The sequence below is a fragment of the Tsukamurella sp. 8F genome (assembly GCF_029167375.1).
Taxonomy (GTDB): Bacteria; Actinomycetota; Actinomycetes; order Mycobacteriales; family Mycobacteriaceae; genus Tsukamurella.
The window spans coordinates 16,082-33,198 of sequence record NZ_JARFTP010000006.1; the positions used below are offsets into that span (position 1 = coordinate 16,082).

18 protein-coding genes are annotated in these 17,117 nt (G+C 69.1%); 4 read left to right on the forward strand and 14 right to left on the reverse strand.

Features of this window, described 5'->3' with window-relative positions; translation table 11 throughout:
- Positions 1 to 872 precede the first annotated feature (872 nt).
- The gene (locus tag P0W64_RS06310; protein ID WP_275479412.1) at positions 873 to 1,289 is read left to right on the forward strand and encodes a nitroreductase/quinone reductase family protein; all 417 of its coding nucleotides are present in this window, start codon (positions 873 to 875) and stop codon (positions 1,287 to 1,289) included.
- Here P0W64_RS06310 and P0W64_RS06315 read toward each other — a convergent pair.
- From P0W64_RS06315 to fdxA, 6 genes are all read right to left on the reverse strand, one after another.
- A complete protein-coding gene (locus P0W64_RS06315) occupies positions 1,286 to 2,152 on the reverse strand; it encodes an LLM class F420-dependent oxidoreductase (protein ID WP_275479229.1) in 867 nt (288 codons plus the stop codon). The two genes, P0W64_RS06310 and P0W64_RS06315, sit on opposite strands and share 4 nt — an antisense overlap.
- A gap of 107 nt (positions 2,153 to 2,259) precedes the next feature.
- On the reverse strand, positions 2,260 to 2,559 hold the full coding sequence (locus tag P0W64_RS06320; RefSeq protein WP_275479230.1) for a hypothetical protein: 300 nt from the start codon (positions 2,557 to 2,559) through the stop codon (positions 2,260 to 2,262).
- A gap of 198 nt (positions 2,560 to 2,757) precedes the next feature.
- Positions 2,758 to 3,144 carry a hypothetical protein gene (locus P0W64_RS06325; RefSeq protein ID WP_275479231.1) on the reverse strand — a complete coding sequence of 129 codons (387 nt, stop codon included), beginning with the start codon at positions 3,142 to 3,144 and terminating at the stop codon, positions 2,758 to 2,760.
- A 12-nt stretch (positions 3,145 to 3,156) separates the two neighbouring features.
- Positions 3,157 to 4,005, reverse strand: coding sequence for a DUF692 family multinuclear iron-containing protein (locus P0W64_RS06330; protein ID WP_275479232.1), 849 nt, complete (start codon positions 4,003 to 4,005; stop codon positions 3,157 to 3,159).
- Positions 4,006 to 4,057: 52 nt separating this feature from the next.
- A complete protein-coding gene (gene dapC, locus P0W64_RS06335; RefSeq protein ID WP_275479233.1) occupies positions 4,058 to 5,155 on the reverse strand; it encodes a succinyldiaminopimelate transaminase in 1,098 nt (365 codons plus the stop codon).
- A gap of 6 nt (positions 5,156 to 5,161) precedes the next feature.
- The gene (gene fdxA / locus P0W64_RS06340) at positions 5,162 to 5,485 is read right to left on the reverse strand and encodes a ferredoxin (protein ID WP_275479234.1); all 324 of its coding nucleotides are present in this window, start codon (positions 5,483 to 5,485) and stop codon (positions 5,162 to 5,164) included.
- Positions 5,486 to 5,648: 163 nt separating this feature from the next.
- Between fdxA and P0W64_RS06345 the strand changes: the two genes are divergently transcribed.
- Positions 5,649 to 6,860, forward strand: coding sequence for a nucleoside transporter C-terminal domain-containing protein (locus tag P0W64_RS06345; RefSeq protein ID WP_275479235.1), 1,212 nt, complete (start codon positions 5,649 to 5,651; stop codon positions 6,858 to 6,860).
- Between the two features lie 27 nt (positions 6,861 to 6,887).
- Here the strand turns inward: P0W64_RS06345 and P0W64_RS06350 are convergent, their stop codons facing one another.
- The gene (locus P0W64_RS06350; protein ID WP_275479236.1) at positions 6,888 to 7,532 is read right to left on the reverse strand and encodes a TetR/AcrR family transcriptional regulator; all 645 of its coding nucleotides are present in this window, start codon (positions 7,530 to 7,532) and stop codon (positions 6,888 to 6,890) included.
- Positions 7,533 to 7,557: 25 nt separating this feature from the next.
- Between P0W64_RS06350 and P0W64_RS06355 the strand changes: the two genes are divergently transcribed.
- On the forward strand, positions 7,558 to 8,874 hold the full coding sequence (locus P0W64_RS06355; protein WP_275479237.1) for an amidase: 1,317 nt from the start codon (positions 7,558 to 7,560) through the stop codon (positions 8,872 to 8,874).
- Positions 8,875 to 8,917: 43 nt separating this feature from the next.
- Here P0W64_RS06355 and P0W64_RS06360 read toward each other — a convergent pair whose 3' ends face one another.
- The 5 genes from P0W64_RS06360 to typA all read right to left on the reverse strand — a co-directional run bounded on the left by P0W64_RS06360 (position 8,918) and on the right by typA (position 14,955).
- Entirely contained in the window at positions 8,918 to 9,661 is a 744-nt protein-coding gene (locus P0W64_RS06360; protein WP_275479238.1) for a hypothetical protein, read from the reverse strand.
- Positions 9,662 to 9,693: 32 nt separating this feature from the next.
- Positions 9,694 to 10,041, reverse strand: a complete 348-nt coding sequence (locus P0W64_RS06365) for a hypothetical protein (RefSeq protein WP_275479239.1) — start codon at positions 10,039 to 10,041, stop codon at positions 9,694 to 9,696.
- On the reverse strand, positions 10,038 to 10,961 hold the full coding sequence (mshB, locus tag P0W64_RS06370) for an N-acetyl-1-D-myo-inositol-2-amino-2-deoxy-alpha-D-glucopyranoside deacetylase (protein WP_275479240.1): 924 nt from the start codon (positions 10,959 to 10,961) through the stop codon (positions 10,038 to 10,040). Before mshB ends, P0W64_RS06365 begins: the two co-directional genes overlap by 4 nt.
- 10 nt (positions 10,962 to 10,971) lie before the next feature.
- Positions 10,972 to 12,975 (reverse strand): ABC transporter substrate-binding protein, encoded by a 2,004-nt coding sequence (locus P0W64_RS06375; RefSeq protein WP_275479241.1) that lies wholly within the window; start codon positions 12,973 to 12,975, stop codon positions 10,972 to 10,974.
- A gap of 69 nt (positions 12,976 to 13,044) precedes the next feature.
- On the reverse strand, positions 13,045 to 14,955 hold the full coding sequence (gene typA / locus P0W64_RS06380) for a translational GTPase TypA (RefSeq protein WP_275479242.1): 1,911 nt from the start codon (positions 14,953 to 14,955) through the stop codon (positions 13,045 to 13,047).
- Positions 14,956 to 15,123: 168 nt separating this feature from the next.
- On the opposite strand from typA, the gene P0W64_RS06385 reads away from it, so the two are divergent.
- The gene (locus tag P0W64_RS06385; protein ID WP_275479243.1) at positions 15,124 to 15,324 is read left to right on the forward strand and encodes a hypothetical protein; all 201 of its coding nucleotides are present in this window, start codon (positions 15,124 to 15,126) and stop codon (positions 15,322 to 15,324) included.
- A gap of 29 nt (positions 15,325 to 15,353) precedes the next feature.
- Here P0W64_RS06385 and P0W64_RS06390 read toward each other — a convergent pair whose 3' ends face one another.
- Together P0W64_RS06390 and efeB are read right to left on the reverse strand one after the other, a co-directional pair.
- Positions 15,354 to 15,671, reverse strand: a complete 318-nt coding sequence (locus tag P0W64_RS06390) for a hypothetical protein (protein ID WP_275479244.1) — start codon at positions 15,669 to 15,671, stop codon at positions 15,354 to 15,356.
- A 113-nt stretch (positions 15,672 to 15,784) separates the two neighbouring features.
- On the reverse strand, positions 15,785 to 17,116 hold the full coding sequence (gene efeB / locus P0W64_RS06395; RefSeq protein ID WP_275479245.1) for an iron uptake transporter deferrochelatase/peroxidase subunit: 1,332 nt from the start codon (positions 17,114 to 17,116) through the stop codon (positions 15,785 to 15,787).
- Between the last annotated feature and the right edge of the window lies 1 nt (position 17,117).

Genomic DNA, 17,117 nt, shown 5'->3' on the forward strand with positions numbered 1-17,117 from the left:
ACCAGGTGATCGCACTGGCCCAGGTGACGCCGCTCCGGGGCGTAGTCGTGACTCCCGTCAACAACTTCGGCTGGGACGCGTCCACGCAGACTGCGACGTTCACGAGCGCACTAGCGGCGTTCACGAAACTGCGCCGCCTGGAACGCAATCCGTCGGTGGCCCTGTACTTTCATGCGCGCGAGCACGGCACGGGCGGGAGCCGCACGCGCATCCTCGTTCAGGGCGATGCGCGGTTCGACTGGGCACCGGATCGCGCCGTGCTGACACGCCTCCTGGCCCGGCCGGGGGTACGGCTCGGGCCGGGCGACCTCGGTGGTGGGCCGTGGAATCGCGTTCTGGCACCGTTCTGGTGGAACCGAGTGATCGTGCGGGTGGACGCGCGCCGGGTCACGGTGTCCGACGGGGACACGCCGCCGACGGTCGTGGCGGGCACACCCGAGCCCGGCGATCAGCCGCCTTCGCAGCAACCCCCGGCGAACGGCACCGATCCCCGCGTCGACGCCGGACGCGCGGCCCGCCGCCTCGGCCGTCGGCCGCACAGGTTGCTGGGATGGGTCGGGACGGACGGCTATCCGGTCGTCTCGACGGCGGACATCGTCTCGGCGGACCGGGACGGGATCACCCTGCGCACCGCGATTCCTGCCCCTCCCGGCTCTCGCCGCGCCGGGCTGACGGGCCACTGGTTCTCCGATGGCGCCCTCGGACAGCGGCTGCTCGCCCTCACCGGCTGGCTCACCACCGGCGACGGCGGCACGGTGCGGTACGCGCCGCACACGCGGCTCGCCTACGCGCTCCCACCCTCGCGACTGTTGTTCCGGGTCGTCCTGGGCGCGGTCACGAGGGTGGGCGACGAACGCGCCCGCCGCGCCGGCGTGCCGGTTCCCGGCCGCGGCGCCTCCGACGCGTGGAGGCGAGCGGTGTGGGGGTTCCAGCGCCACGTGGCGAACCCTGTCGCCCGGCGACTGGCTCCGCACGTCCCCGGCGAGGCGGTTCTCGAGACCATCGGCAGGACGAGCGGGCTGCCGCGTCAGACGCCGGTCGGAGGGCGCCTCGACGGCGAGACGTTCTGGCTCGTCAGCGAATTCGGTCGCCGCTCGCAGTACGTCCGCAACCTGGAGGCAGACCCGCGGGTGCGCGTGCGGATCGGCTCACGGTGGCACGAGGGCATCGCGACGCCCGTCGACGACGACGATCCACGGGCCCGCCTGCGCACCCTGCCCTTCCTCAACAGCCTGGCCGTCAGGCTCGTCGGCACGGACCTGCTCACGGTCCGAGTCGACCTCCGCTAGAGCTCCGCGAGTTTCGGGACCACCGGCGCGACGCCGTCGATCCACGCGGACGGCGAACCGCCCACCGGCGTCACGATGGCCTGCGAGACACCCAGCGCCGCATACGGTTCCATCGAAGAGGCGAACTCATCCACGGTCTCCGGTGTGAGACCGTGAGCCAGTACGGTGACACGGATATCGGCAAAGTCACGCCCCACCGCGTCGCAGTGCCCGCGCAGCACATCGAGCTTGTGCGCGACGTCGTCGGGGGTCGTGGCGAACAGGTTGCAGCGGTCCGCGTACTGCGCGACCAGCCGCAGCGTCTTCTTCTCCCCTCCCCCGCCGATGAGCACCGGGATCGGGTGCAGCGGGGCCGGATGGCACAGAGTCTCGGCGAGCTGGAAATGCTTGCTGGTGAACTCGCCGTCGTTGGACTGGTCCCACATCTGCCTGCAGATCTGCAGTGTCTCTTCGAGCAGTTCGAAACGCTCGGCGACGGGCGGATAGGCGATGCCCAGCCCGCGATGCTCCCGCTCGAACCACGCCGCGCCGATGCCCAGCACCGCCCGACCACCCGAAAGCACGTCGAGAGTGGTCACGATCTTCGCAAGCAGCCCCGGGTGCCGGTAGGTGACGCCGGTGACGAGCAGTCCCAGTTCGATCGACTTAGTCTGCGCTGCAAGGAATCCAAGCGCGGTATAACCCTCCAACATGTTGGCCTCCGCAGGGAGGCCGGTGGGTTCGATCTGGAAGTAGTGGTCCATGAACGACAGCCAGGTGGCGCCTGCCGATTCCGCGGCCGCACCGACGCGGACGAGTTCAGGGGCGATGGCGGCGTCTCCACCGTCGATGTCGAATACTGGTACGTGGATTCCGAGTTCCATGCCTACCAGCCTGCCCCTGCACGGCCCGTCCGTCCACCCGCACCAGGCGCCGGCGAGTCCGCCCCGCCCCCGCGGATCTCAGCGGACGGTCCAGCGATCCAGTCGGCTCAACTGCCGAAGGGCCCGCGGAAATCCCTATCGGGCCCACCATTGCCCCGGCGTCCGCTGCCGAACCATCGGCTTCCGCTCTCGCTCGACATCCGCGAGGCGACGTACACGGGTACACCGATCACCGCCGCGATCACCAGAATTCCTATCAGCAGTTCGATCATCCAGTCCTCGCTCTCTTCTGATCTCTTCTGACCGTCAGCTGCCGCCGCAGCCGCCTCCACCGCAGCCGGAACCGCCACCGCAGGACGAACCGCCGCAGGAGTGGCCTCCACCGCACGAATGATGTCCTCCGCCATGGTGGCCGCCGGTCTCTCCCCAACTGGAGCCACCGTCGCCCAGGAACCAGGCACCGCCTCCGGTGGAACCGCCGGCGATCCCTCGACGCACCCGCCGTTTGCGGGCGACGCTCCGGTAGTCGGGGCGGTGCTCGGGCGCGGACTCGCTGCCCAGCCGCCACAGCCCCACCACCAGCACAACGAAGATCGCGAGGACGATCAGACCGATGACCACGTCCACCACCTCCTGCCCGAACGGATTCCTACCCTCTGCTCCTCCGCGCGAATCCATCGGCGCTGGTCTCGGGCGGCATGGCAGCGCAGCCATGCGATGAACTCCCGCGCGTCCTCAGCGGAACAGCCGCGCTTCGGTCCCTCACCCGCATAGGCGAAGAAGACCTCGGGCCAGCCGGGCAGCCGGCGCAGCGGCGGAAATGCACGGGCCGCGGAAGACGCCCGCTTCCCGTGCAGGATGCGGATGCTGCGATGCACACCCCGCGGATCGAAACCATCGGGGACGCGGCCCGCGAGCATCGCGTCCAACACCTCGGTCTGACGAGCCGCGAGGCGGCATCGAGACTGGAGATCGGTTGTCGCAGTGGGCATATCACCCTCCTCTCAGGCCGGCCGAGCAATCGCCTTCGTGACCCTCAGCATGTCCGACGCCACGTACTCGTGGGTAACGTTCTCGTCTCGTTCCAACAACACTCCGGGCAGATGAGGCCCCGTGCGCCGCATCTGCACCATCCGCCACTCGCGCAGGAGGTCCAGAACCTCATCGACCACGGGATCCGAATGCGAGTCGAGATAGAGTCCGTCGGCAGCGAACCGCCCGCCACCGACGTGCACATACGCAATCCGCTCGAGCGGGTACCGCTCGATCTCCGCGACCGGGTCGATACCCCGTGCGAGCGCCGCGGCGTACAGGTTCGCGACATCGAAGACCAGCGATACGGGTGTCCGGGAGCACAGCTCCGTGAGATAGGCGGGCTCGTCGAATTCGTCCTCGGGCCACGTGAACAAGGCTGCGATGTTCTCGACGGCGAGTGGAACCGGCAAGGCGTCCAACGCATATCGAACGTTATCGACGAGCACGTCCAGGGACTCCCGAGTCCGCGGCGCGGGCATCAGATGCCCGGCCTCGAGGACCCTCGCGTGCGGGGAGTCACCGCCCGGCGCGCCTGCCCGCACGAAGGCGAGGTGTTCCGAGACCAGCGACGCCCCGAATCCCTCGGCCAGGGCGGCGAGCCGGGCGAGCCGCGCACCGTCGGGCTCGGATGCGCCGGCCAGCGATAACGTGACACCGTGCGGGATGACCTCCACGCCCGCCGTGACGAGTGCAGACAACTCCGCCGGGACCCTGTCGGGATCGATGTTCTCCGCGACCACCTCGGTGAAACAGGGCTGCAGCTCGGCGAGCAGGCCCGCGATCTCGGGACGCCACGCCGTCGAGACCCCGGTGAGCATCAGGCCGCCGGTCGGCCCGCGGCGGTAGTCGCGAGCGTCGCTCCGCGGCGATTCACGAGAGCCGCTCCGCAGCGGCCGAGATGCGCTCGTCGGTCGCCGTCATCGCGATCCGCACGTGCCGCGCACCGGCGGGGCCGTAGAACTCGCCCGGCGCGACGAGGATCCCCCGCTCGGCCAGCCAGGCCACGGTATCGCGGCACGGCTCGTCTCGGGTGGACCACAGGTACAGGCCGGCCTCCGAATGGTCGACGCGGAAGCCCGCGCCCTCCACCGCCTTCTTCAGGTCGCCGCGGCGCCGGGCGTAGCGCTCGCGCTGCTCCGCCTCGTGCTCGTCGACCGACAGCGCATACGTCATGGCCGCCTGCACGGGGAACGGGACGATGAGCCCGGCGTGCTTCCGCACCGCGGCGAGCTCACCGATCAGGGCCGAGTCGCCCGCCAGGAACCCCGCCCGATACGACGCCAGGTTGGATGTCTTGGACAGCGAGTGAATGGCGATGAGACCGGTGACGTCACCGTCGTTGACCCGGGGGTCCAGAACCGAGACGGGCTCGGCGTCCCACGCGAGGCCGAGGTAGCACTCGTCGGAGGCGACGATGACGCCGCGCTCCCGCGCCCAGGCCACCACCTTCCGCAGGTGTGAGGTCGGCAGGACCTTGCCGGTCGGGTTCGACGGTGAGTTCAGGAACAGCAGCTTCGGACGCGCGGGGCCGAGCTGAGCAGTGCCGTCGGCACGTACCGGAGTCGCCCCCGCGAGCAGGGCGCCCACCTCGTACGTCGGGTACGCCACCTCCGGGATGACGACGGTGTCCCCCGCCCCCAGCCCCAGAGTGGACGGCAGCCAGGCGATGGCCTCCTTGGTCCCGATCACCGGCAGGATCCCGCTCTCGGGCAGCTCGACAGCTGCGTATCGCCTGTTCAGCGCCGCCGCAGCAGCCTCACGCAGCGCGCCGGTCCCGATGGTCGCCGGGTAGCCGGGAAACTCCGAACCCTCGTACAGGGCCCTCCGGATCGGCTCGGCCACCGGATCGACGGGCGTGCCCACCGAGAGGTCGACGATGCCCCCGGGGTGCGCGGCCGCGGTCGCCTTGGCATCCGCCAGTGTGTCCCACGGAAAGTCGGGAAGGCGCGACGCAGGACTCACACGCACGAGTGACTACTCCTGGTTCATCGGGGGCAAGTTCTTGATGAACTCGTGATCGTGGTCGATCTTACCGACCTTCGCCGCACCGCCCGGCGACCCGATGTCGTTGAAGAAATCGATGTTGGCATTGATGTAGTCGGTCCACTCGTCGGGCACGTCGTCCTCGTAGAAGATCGCCTCGACGGGGCACACCGGCTCGCAGGCTCCGCAGTCCACGCATTCGTCCGGGTGGATGTAGAGGGACCGGTTACCCTCATAGATACAGTCGACGGGGCACTCCTCGATGCAGGCCTTGTCCATGACATCCACGCAGGGTTCTGCGATGGTGTACGTCACCTCATCACTCCTTCGGTGCTCCGAAAACGTCTCGCCCAGTATCGCGCGGCCCCCGGAAGGCCAACAAAGAAGTGTGCCCTAACCCGCGGCCGCCGCCCAGGTTTGCGCTCACGCTTTCGCGTGTTGTCCGGCGCCGAGCGCAGACCGACGCTCTAATTACCCTGTGCACATACTCATCGGGATCGTGGGCCTCGTCGTCTTCCTGGCGCTCGCATTCGCTCCGGCGCGCGACGTACGACTGCTGCGAAAGAAAGCCCCATACATCGTAGGGATGCTGGTCATACAGGTCCTCCTCGGTCTGCTGATGCTCAAGACCGGCGTCGGCAAGGCCGTGATCGACGCCTTCGCCAATCTCTTCGAGCACCTCCTCGGCTATGCCGGGGAGGGCGCGCACTTCGTGTTCGGTGGCCTCGTCGACGTCAAGAAGGACGGCTCCGGGCCGTTCATGCTCACGGTACTGATCCCGATCATCTTCATCGCATCCCTGATCGGCATCCTGCAGTACATCCGGGTGTTGCCGCTGGTCATCAAGTACCTGGGTCTCGCGCTGTCGTACGTGACGGGCATGGGGCGGCTGGAGTCGTTCAATGCGGTCTCGTCGGCCATCATCGGCCAGTCCGAGAACTTCATCGCGATCAAGAGGATCCTTCCCGAGCTGCCATCGCACCGGGTCTACACCCTGTCGGCGTCGGCGATGTCCACGGTGTCGATGTCCATCGTCGGCTCCTACATGGTGATGATCGAGCCGCGGTACGTCGTGGCGGCGATCGTGCTGAACCTGTTCGGCGGCTTCATCGTGGTGTCGCTGATCAACCCGTACGAGCTCACCGAGGAGGAGAACCGGCTCGTCGCCGTGGAACGCAAGAAGCAGTCGTTCTTCGAGATGCTCGGCGAGTACATCCTGGACGGCGCGAAGGTAGCGCTCACCGTGGCCGCGATGCTGGTCGGCTTCGTGGCACTGATCGCGCTGATCAACGGCATCTTCGCAGCCGTCTTGGGCGGCACGACGTTCCAGGACGTCCTGGGTCACGCATTCGCCCCACTGGCCTTCCTCACCGGTGTGCCCTGGCACGAGAGCGTCACCGCCGGTGAGATCATGGCGACGAAGCTCGTGTCCAACGAGTTCGTCGCGATGCTGTCGTTCACCCCCAGCGCACCCGGCGGCCAGGTGCACCTGTCGGAGCGCTCGACCGCCATCGTGCAGACGTTCCTGGTCTCCTTCGCGAATTTCAGCTCCATCGGCATCATCGCAGGCGCCGCGAAGTCGCTCGCCCCCGAACAGGGCGATCAGATCGCGCGATTCGGTCTCAAGCTGCTCTACGGAGCGACGCTGGTCTCCTTCATCAGCGCCACCATCGTGGGCCTGATCTCGTAATCCCCCGATCACGCGAACCGACCGTTCCTACCGCTCCCCCGGGGCACGCCCGAGCAGCACCAGTACCGCCCGGGTAGCAGGTTCGGCGATCGCTTCGATGTCGCGGGCGTCCGCCTGCGCCAGCGCGATTCGGGAGAGATGTGTCACAGCGCCGACGGCCGCGTGCGCCCACGGCACAGGGATCGGCGGACCTGGTACACCCTCTGCCAGGCGGACCAGTTGCTCCGCCCACGCGTCCAGCGCCGCCATCCTGCGGAGCCGTGCCGCGGGGCATGCATCCGCTTCGAACAGGACCGCCTGAGCGAGCACCCTGTTCGTCTCCAGCACGGTGCAGTACGCCTCGATCCCCCTCGCCAGCCGCACTTCGAACGAGCCCTCACCCGACACGGCCTCGCCGATCGCGGTCGCCATCACATCGGCAGCCGCGTCATACGCCGCCTCGAAGCACGCTTCGCGACCGTCGAAGAACTGGTAGAAGGTCGCGCGCGACACGCTCGCACGCTCGGTCACATCTGACACGGTGACGTCGCCGTATCCCTTGGCGGCCACTGCACTCAGCATCGCCACCAGAAGCCGACCTCGTTGACTGTCCATCACCTCGTCACGGCTCAGATCCCTGCGCCCCCGAGGGAGCGGCACACCACCGGCCTCCGAGAAGTGAAGTACGCCCACGTACATCATCGTATACGGTTGCCCCGTGGACGTGAGCATGAGGTTCCTGGCCGCGCCGCTGCTCGAGCAACGCCGGATGTTGACGGAGCGCGATCTCTCGTCGGTTACCGCCACGCGCGCAGCCCTCGATCGGATCCACGAGGTGAATCCACGTCTCCGCGCATTCGTCGAGACGTTCGATGCAGAGGCGGTCGCTACCGCAGAGGCCGCCGATCGCGAGCGTGCCGACGGGATCGAACGCCCGCTGCTCGGGGTGCCGATCGCAGTGAAGGACGACATCGCCGTCCGCGGCCACGCCACCGGCCGTGGGCTCCGGGCCGGGCGAACGGCCTGTGCAGACGACCCGCCGGTCTCGGCGCTCCGCCGAGCAGGTGCGGTCATCGTTGGAAAGACAGCCCTGTCCGAAGGGGCACTGTGGGCGACCACTGCGTCCCGGGCCCACGGGACCACTCGGAACCCGCTCTACCCCGGGCTCACCGCAGGCGGATCGTCGGGAGGATCCGCGGCGGCGGTCGCGGGCCGCCTCGTCTCGGTTGCACTCGGTTCGGACATGGGCGGCTCGATCCGCATTCCGGCGGCGTGCTGCGGCGTCGTGGGCTACAAGCCGGCCCGCCCCGAAGAGGCCGCAGCGGAGGGCGATTGGGCCGGCTTGCGCTCGGTCGGGCCGATCGCTCGCACGGTGGGCGATTGCGAGACGGTAGCGGCTGTCATCGCCGAGGCCCGGCCACCGGTACACATCAGACCGACCCCTAGAGTCGCGATCGCACAGTGCCGAATCGCTCTGCCGCCATCCGAATTCGCTGCGCGCGCCACGGCGGGCGCAGCGCAGCAGTTGAGCGCGGCAGACTTCGATGTCTGCGAGATCGGTCCCCCACCAAGCACGTTCGCCGCCGCCGCACCTCAGCGCTTCGTGGTAGGCGCACGGTCTACGCTGCGTTCGATCGATCCGTCGACGGTGCAACGCCGCACCCGACAGCTCGCGCAGCTGATCCGCCTTCTCCCCGATCGTCTGCCGGGAGCCGCTGCGGCGGAGCGGAATGCACTCGAGGGCCTCGAAGCGTTCTTCGACGAGTTCGATGCGCTGATCACGCCCACCATCACCCATGCGCCGCCCACGGCCGATGCGTGGAACGAACTGTCCGCCCTCAGCGCGCTGATCCGGCAGATTCGCTGGGCTGGGCCGTCGCCGATCTGGAACGGCGCTGGATACGCGGCAATCAGCGTTCCGATCACCGCTGCGCACAACGGCTTTCGGCCGAGCGTCCAAGTGGTGGTCCCGCCCGGCCGAGAGGCCCTAATGTTCGAGATCGCCCAGGCCATCGAATCGGGCGCGCTCCCGTAGGCGCTAGCGGCACCTCATCAGGTACCGGACCGCCGCGCCGGCGTCAGTCACCCTCGCCCGCAGGCGATCCCGCGAACACCGCCTCCAGACCCAGGATGCGTGCACCGTCGGCAGCGCGGTCGCGGACCGGCCGCAGCGTGGCGCTCTCGCCCAGGTACCCGGCGACCGCGCCGACCACGGGGACGCGACCGAGGAGATCGAATACGGGTGCCGGCTGCGGCCGCGTGCCCAGCGCCCGCTGGGCGGCACGGACCCCACCGAGCACGCTGCGCGCGGCGCCGACAACACCGAAGAGTCCGGAACGCGCCTGCGCCACGACATCACCCACCGGGATAAGCGCTGAGACCGAGACCTCGGGAAGGAGCTCCGCGGCGTCGATCTGCCGCCGGGCGAGCACACGCGCGACCAGTTCGACCTGCTGGTGGTAGTCGGTGACCCCGTACTCTCCCGCCACGCCGACAGCGATCACCGTCTGGTTGGCGAAACCGAGGACCGTGCCGACGGGCAGCAGCCGCGCCAACGGCCCCAGTGCGGAGGGCCAGGCCACCAGCACCGTCGTCGCCGTCCCGACCGGCAGGATCCACCAGTCTGCGCGGCCGGCCGCGTCACGTCGGGGATAGGCGTTGACCACGGGGACCGGGGTCAGGCCGGCTAACAGCGAGGCGAGGCGCAGGCCGGCGACGGCGGGCCGCGCCACTGCCACGACGCAGCCGACCGTGCGGGCCAACTCACGGTCGGAAACGGCGGTGGCGGGCGCGGTACTCTCGCGCGGACTCAAGGCGTTCACCCCGCCCACCCTAGCGACCGCAGCCGAGCGCCCTACAGATCCAGCCGCTCGGCGAGCCGCAGGTACCAGGCCAGGACCGGGAACCCGACCCCGCAACCCAGCAGCACGGCGATCTTCCAATCGTTGTAGACGACGCTCTCGGACGGCCCGCCCATCAGGAACACGGCGACCGTCAACAGGAAAGCCAGCACGGGCAGCGCACCCGAGGAACCGCCCCCGAGCCGTTGCGAGAAGACCGAGTTCGCGGCGACGCCCAGGCCGGCCACCACAGCGGCGACCGGGATCGGCACCACGCCCAGGTAGAACGGCAGATAGAGGGTTCCCACGACCGCCCACACCGCGCCGGACAGGGCCAACACGGCGAGCTGCGCGGACCTCAACCGAGCCCCGCGAACAGGTCGCGCTCGTACCCGTCGTAACGCTCGCCGGGCTCGCCGCGTACCAGGACGTACGCCTCGGCGTCGAGGACGGGCTGCGCAACCCGGTTGGTGAGCGCGAACTCCGTGCCGGACGGTGCGACGTGCAGCTGCGTGGCGTGGGCGCGCAATGCCGCGATCTTGCGGTCGAGCACACCCGACACGTCGACGAGCGTGGTGAGCTCGTCGTCCGGGTGGGTGGGTAGTGTGCCGAGCCCGGGAGCGTGCCAACCGTCCGGCAGCTCGTACTCGTCCTCTTGCAGGCGAAGTACGCCGTCGGTCAGCTGGCCCTCGCCCGACACGGTCCAGTACGCCTTGGGAACGTCCCACGCCGCACCGCCCGGGTACGCGGGGTCGGCCGCCGCGGTCAGCGCCGCGAAGGTCGCACGGTGCGCAGCGATGTGGTCGGGATGCCCATAGCCGCCGACGGTGTCGTAGGTGATTACCACGTGCGGCCTCTGCTCGCGGATCAGAGCGGCGAGTTGCGCGACGGGCGTGCCCGGCTCAGACCCCTTCGGCGCGTTGACGAATGCACGCGGATGCGCGGCCGTCGGCATGTCGGCCATGCCCGAGTCGCGCCAGCGGCCGATGCCGCCCAGGAACAGCGGAGAGAGAGGGGCGCCGGCGGGGCTCAGGGCCGCCAGTGCCGCGCGCAGTTCACCCGCGCGCCACCCGCCCAACTGGTCGGCCTCGGTATAGGTGAGCAGCGCGTGCTCGTCGTCCATGGTCTCACCGACCTCACCCAATGTGCAGGTGACGACGGTGACCTCGGCACCCTCCGCGAGATATCTCGCGATCGTCCCGCCCGTGGTGATCGACTCGTCGTCGGGGTGCGCGTGCACCAGCATCAGCCGCCGGGCCGCGGCGGGATCGGCATCAGGCATGAGGTGGATCCTACTTCCGCCGTTCCCACTGTTCCGGGACGGTGAACACACCCGTGCTCAGCGGGCCGGCGAGGGTCACACCCAGTACAGTCGGCGCGACCGCGGCAACGGTGACGTCCTGGAAGATCGGCAACTCGACGGCGTCCTGCCAGAGCATCCGGTCGGCGGCCGCAAGGCTGTTCTCCGCGTCACGGCCCTCGAGCGCCTGATCGGCGACCTGCTGCAGGTCCGCATCGCACAGCCCAGAGATGTTGCCGCCGACGAGCTTGGCCGCCTCGTCCTCCGACAGGGTGGCGTCGCTCGCGCTGGTGCTCGAGCTCGACGCCGGCACCTCCGACGACGGCGCCGGCGTCGACGTCGCGGTGACCGGCCCCGGACCGGGTGTCGCGGAGGCCTCGGGCGAGGCGGACGCCGATGGCGCGACCGTCGTGCCCGCGGCGGGCGGCAGGCACGAGACACGCGACGCGAGCCGCACGGCCGGGTCACTCGTGACCGAATTCCATCCGACGACGGCGTCCACCGTTCCGTCGAGCAGCGCGGTGCTGGTGAGACTGTCCGGGTCCAACGTCACGACCGATGCGAAGACGCCCATCGACCGCAACTGATCGGTCGCGTTACTAGCGACGGAGAACGCCTGCTGGTTGCCGGCCACCACTCCGATCCGCAGGAACATCGGCACGCCGTCGCGCACGTACTGCGGCACGCTCTCCCCCGGAGAAGGAGACGGCGGCACGCTCAGCGCCGACTCGGACGCACCGGACGGCTCCGACGCCGACGGGGGCACGGTCACCGTCGCCTGCCCGCGCACCGACGCGGTGGTGGGCGGGGCGCTCTGCGTCGGAGGGATGGCCGCGGTCTGCAGCGTGTAACCGGCGGTCGCGAGCGCGTCGGCCAGCTGTTGCTTGGCCTCGGCCGGGTTCGCGGGGCGCGCGGGCGCCGTCGGCATGTAGCCCGCGTTCGACGGTGCCAGGACCTGCGCCCGTGCGGGACGCACCGTGTTGCCGCCCGAACCGACGGTGGTCAGCAGGTTCACGTCCAGCGAAGCGAGCAGTGCACGCCGCACCGCGACATCGGACAGGAACTTCGACCGGGTGTTGAGCGTGAGGCTCATCAGCCGGGGCGCCGCCGTCTCGGTGGCCTTGACCTCGTAGATCGAACCGAGCTGCGCGAGCAGGGACGCGCCGCCGCGCATCGCGACGACCTGCACGTCGCCGGTGCGTACCGAGTTGGCGACCTGGGTGTCGGTGCCGCCCCGCCGGATCACGATGCGATCGACCTTGGACGGGCTCATCCAGTAGCGATCGTTACGCTCGAGGGTGACCTCGTCGCGCTGCAGGTCGACCTTCTTCACCAGGAAGCCGGCGCCCGACGCTGGGATCTTGTCGCGCATAGCGCCCGTGAAACCTCCCGGCGCACCCTTCACGAGGTGGCTCGGGACGAGATCGGTGAACAACTGCCGCCATCCCGGCAGCGGCGCCTTGAGATGGACCGTGACGCGCTTGCCCCCTGCACCGGAGTCGATCGAAGCGATCTGCCGGTAGGGCGCGGAGCCGGCCGTGTCCGGCGCGGTGATCATCGACTGCCACAGATAGACGAAATCCTCGGCGCTGATCGGCGCGCCGTCGGACCACTGCGCGTCCTGCCGGATCGTGTACGTCACGGTCAGCGGGGTCGGCTGGGTCACGACCGGCACGAGGTCCGTGTCCTGCCGGTACTCGGTACGTCCGCCCTGCACCACAACGGGGCGGAACGGGCTGGGCAGCGTCATCGCCGCGAGGGCCTGCGTGGCGGGCGACGCATCCGACTGGAGGTGCGGGTTGAAGCCGAGTCCCAGGTCGTCGACGGCGACTACGACCTCCGTGCCCGTGGCGCCCGGCATCGGGGTGGGCGTAGACGTGTCGGACCCGTGCACGGCCGGCGGAGGGTCGGCGGCGCAGGCACCCAGCATCACCGGGATCAGGGCGAGGGCGACGAGGACGGCGGGGAGACTGCGCCTGCGCACCCGTCCGATCACCCGAGGCCCTCCTGCTCGTCTTCTCGCCCCACCCTCGTCAGGCGTCCCATCCTGCCAGCCGCGTGTGATCTACGAGACGGCCTGGTCCCGGGACTTGGCGCGCGAGCGCTCACGGGCACGCTCGGAGGCACCGAGATGCAGTTTGCGGACGCGGACGACCTCGGGGGTGACCTCGACGCACTCGTCGGCGGCGCAGAACTCCATGGCCGCCTCGAGCTCCAGTTTGATCGGCTTGGCGAGGGTCTCCATGACGTCGGCGGAGGACTGACGCATGTTGGTCAGCTTCTTCTCCTTTGTGACGTTGATGTCGAGGTCCTCGGCGCGCGGGTTGATGCCGACGACCATGCCCTCGTACGTGTCGGCGCCGGGCTCCACGAAGAACGTTCCGCGGTCGGCGAGCTGGATCATCGCGAACGGCGTGACGCTGCCCTGCCGGTCCGACACGAGCGAACCGGTGTGCCGGGCGCGGATCTCACCCGCCCACGGGGCGTATTCGTGGAAGACCGCGTTGGCGATGCCGGTACCGCGGGTCTCCGTGAGGAAGTCGGTCCGGAAGCCGATGAGGCCGCGCGACGGCACGATGAACTCCATGCGGACCCAGCCGGTGCCCTGGTTGGCCATGGAGTCCATGCGGCCCTTGCGATTGGCGAGCAGCTGCGTCACCGAGCCCAGGTACTCCTCGGGCACGTCCACGGTGAGGTGCTCGAACGGCTCGTGTACCTTGCCGTCGACCTTGCGGGTGACGACCTGGGGCTTGCCGACGGTGAGTTCGAAACCCTCACGCCGCATCTGCTCGACGAGGATCGCGAGGGCCAACTCTCCGCGGCCCTGCACCTCCCACTGGTCGGGCTTGCCGATGTCGAGGACCTTGAGCGATACGTTGCCGATCAGCTCCGCGTCGAGCCGCGACTTGACCATCCGTGCCGTGAGCTTGTGACCCGAGACCTTGCCCACGAGCGGGGACGTGTTGGTGCCGATGGTGATCGAGATGGCCGGCTGGTCGACGGTGATCCGCGGCAGCGCGACCGGATTCTCCAGGTCGGCGAGGGTGTCGCCGATCATGATGTCGGGGAACCCCGCGACGGCGACGATGTCGCCCGCGACGGCCGCCTCAGCGGGCTTACGCTCGACCCCCTCGGTGGCGAGCAACTCGGTGACCTTGGCATTGGTGACGACCGGCTCACCGTCGACCTCGCGCATCCACGCCACCGTCTGGCCCTTGCGCAGGGTGCCGTTGTGGACGCGGACCAGCGCGATGCGGCCGAGGAACGACGACGCGTCGAGGTTGGTGACGTGCGCCTGCAACGGGGCGTCCCGATCGCCCTTGGGCGCGGGGATGTGGTCGTGCAGGATCTGGAACAGCTCGTCGAGATTGTCCGCGGCCGGGACCTCGCCGTTGGCGGGGGCGGTGGTCGAGGCCTTGCCCTCGCGACCCGACGCGTAGACGACGGGGAGTTCGAGCGCGAGTTCCGCGGCCTGCGCGGCCTCGTCGGACAGATCCGATGCGAGGTCCAGGAGCAGGTCCTGCGACTCGGATACGACCTCGTCGATCCGGGCGTCGGGGCGGTCGGTCTTGTTCACCACGAGGATGACGGGCAGCGACGCGGCCAACGCCTTGCGCATGACGAACCGGGTCTGCGGCAGCGGGCCCTCTGACGCGTCGACCAGCAACACGACGCCGTCGACCATGGACAGACCGCGCTCGACCTCGCCGCCGAAGTCGGCGTGGCCGGGCGTGTCGATCACGTTGATGACGGTGACGGAGCCGTCCTCGTTCACACGGTGCACGGCCGTGTTCTTCGCGAGGATGGTGATGCCCTTCTCCTTCTCCAGGTCACCGGAGTCCATAACGCGGTCCACCAGCTCGGCACGCTCTCCGAACGCGCCGGACTGCCGCAGCATGGCGTCGACGAGGGTCGTCTTCCCGTGGTCGACGTGCGCGACGATGGCGACGTTGCGGAAACTGGGCTGGGTGGTCACTCACTGCTCCTGACGTGGGTGTCGCGCGGGCCGATGAAGCGCACGACGGAGGTGGCGGTTCGCGCACGCGCGCCGCCGGGTCGGGGTCAAGGCTACTGCCCGGTGGCCGAATTCCTCGATTCGCTGCGCGTTTGCGCAGGTAGAGCAGGGACGCGCTACCCTTTTTCAGTGGGTAAGACGAAGGCGCACAAGCTCGTGGGCAGCAAGCCCAAGAAGAAGTGCTGCCGCAAACGGGTCCGCTGCGAGAGGTGCCCCGTCGTGATCCACAAACTCGATCGGATGGCCGCACACGGCGCCTCCAAGAAGCAGCTCCAGAGCTCGCTCGAGCACATCCGCTCCAACCCCGGCCGTGTGGGCGCGAAGAACTGATCCGTCGCCGGCGAGCCAGCACGGCCGGATCAGCAGCTGAGCGGGTCGTCCGTCGTGTCTCCGCAGCCGCGACGGTCGCCGTCGCCTGCGGCCGAGGCGATCGCGTCGAACGGGAGGCAGGGACACCAGCCGCCCCTGGTGACGGGCGGGCGCAGCCCACGCCCGGCGATGCTGCCGTGCAACGTCCCGTCGGGGCCCCAGTGCAGGACGTCGTGAGTCCACGGCTCGAGCAGGATGTCCCGCCGTTCGATGAGTTCGAGCTGCGTGCGACGGAACTCGCCGAACCTGCGCAGCGCCCGCGTGACGAGGCGCGGGACGATACGGGAGTGGGAGCGTTCGTGCTGCATGGCGGGTTCACCTCGATCTGGCGTCGGTTGGTCGCCTTCGAGTCAACTCGCGCAAGGTGACCGACACCAGCGAATATTTCTACCGCCCCGTGTAGCGCAGCTTAACGATCGCGTCAGCCCCGGTAGCCGAACATCTCCTTGCCGTACCAGTCGCCGATCTTCTTCAGGCCGGGCGGAACGGCGAAGAGAGAGCTCGAGATCGGGGTGATGTACTCGTTCAGCCCGTCCTCGGCGAGGCTGTTCTGGATCCGCGCGAACTGCTTGTGCGCGTCCTTCTGATACGCGATGAAGAACAATCCGGCCGCGAGAGTGCCTGTGCGCGTGTCCATCCCGTCGGTGTAGTTGTATCCACGCCGGAGGATCTGCGCGCCACCGTTGTTGTCCGGATGCGCGAGTTTCACATGCGACCGGCGGTTGATGAGAGTCGCACCGTCGGAGCCCTTCTTCGCGAAGTCCAGAGCCGTGAACTCACTACCACCGGACAGCGGGGCACCCGAATCCTTGACCCGTCCGAAGATGCGCTCCTGATCCGTGATGTCGTCGGAGTCCCATGCCTCGACGTGCATTCGGATCTTCCGCGCCACCAGATAGCTGCCGCCCTTCATCCAGGGCTGGTCGGTCTCGTCGCCCACCCACACCTGAGAATCGGCGACGCCGGGGTCCTCCGCCTTGATGTTCGCGGTTCCGTCCTTGAAACCCAGAAGATTCCGCGGAGTGACCTGCGAGGTGGACGTCGCTGAGGCACGGCCGAAACCCTCCTGCAGCCAACGGATGGTGACCACGCCACGGCCGATCCTGGCCATGTTGCGCACGGCGTGGAAGGCGACCTGCGGGTCCTCCGCACATGCCTGTACGCACAGATCCCCGCCGCTGATCGCAGGGTCGATCGAGGTGTCGACGGCCAACTGTCCCAGCGGCTTCAGTGCCGCGGGCATCTTGTCCGCGAGGCCGAATCTGGAGTCGAACAGCGTCGTCCCGAATCCGACGGTGATCGTGAGCCTGTGGGCCCCGAGGTCGTATGCCTCCCCCGTGTCCGCGGGTGGCGAACCCGCCCGCGTCTCCACGGGTCCGACGGTCTTGCCCTCGGTCATCAGGCTCGCCGCCGCAGCCCACCGCGCGAGGGTGGCCTGGAGCCGGGTGACGTCCACGCCGTCGTTCACATCGAAGGCCGCGAAGACCAACGAGTTCTGTTGCGGTGTGACCACTCCCGCCTGGTGGTCGCCGTAGAAGGGCACTGTCTCGGTGCCGGGGTCCGAGCGATCTGTCGACACGGCGTACGCGACGCCTCCGCCGGCGACCGCGCCGGCCACGACACCGGCGCCGGTCAGGCCGGCCGCGGACAGGAATCCGCGGCGCCCGAACCGGCGCCCCGCCGGGGCCGGCGCGTCCGGAGCACCCGAGCCGTCATCAGCCGGGCTGTCCGGAGGAGTATCGCTGCGACTCAAC

Bases quoted from the DNA above. Each gene is read 5' to 3' on its own strand.
- P0W64_RS06315 (WP_275479229.1), bottom strand. From the start codon at position 2,152: ATGGAACTCGGAATCCACGTACCAGTATTCGACATCGACGGTGGAGAC.
- P0W64_RS06320 (WP_275479230.1), bottom strand. From the start codon at position 2,559: ATGGCGGAGGACATCATTCGTGCGGTGGAGGCCACTCCTGCGGCGGTT.
- P0W64_RS06325 (WP_275479231.1), bottom strand. From the start codon at position 3,144: ATGCCCACTGCGACAACCGATCTCCAGTCTCGATGCCGCCTCGCGGCT.
- P0W64_RS06330 (WP_275479232.1), bottom strand. From the start codon at position 4,005: ATGCTCACCGGGGTCTCGACGGCGTGGCGTCCCGAGATCGCGGGCCTG.
- mshB (WP_275479240.1), bottom strand. From the start codon at position 10,961: ATGCCTGATGCCGATCCCGCCGCGGCCCGGCGGCTGATGCTGGTGCAC.
- P0W64_RS06390 (WP_275479244.1), bottom strand. From the start codon at position 15,671: ATGCAGCACGAACGCTCCCACTCCCGTATCGTCCCGCGCCTCGTCACG.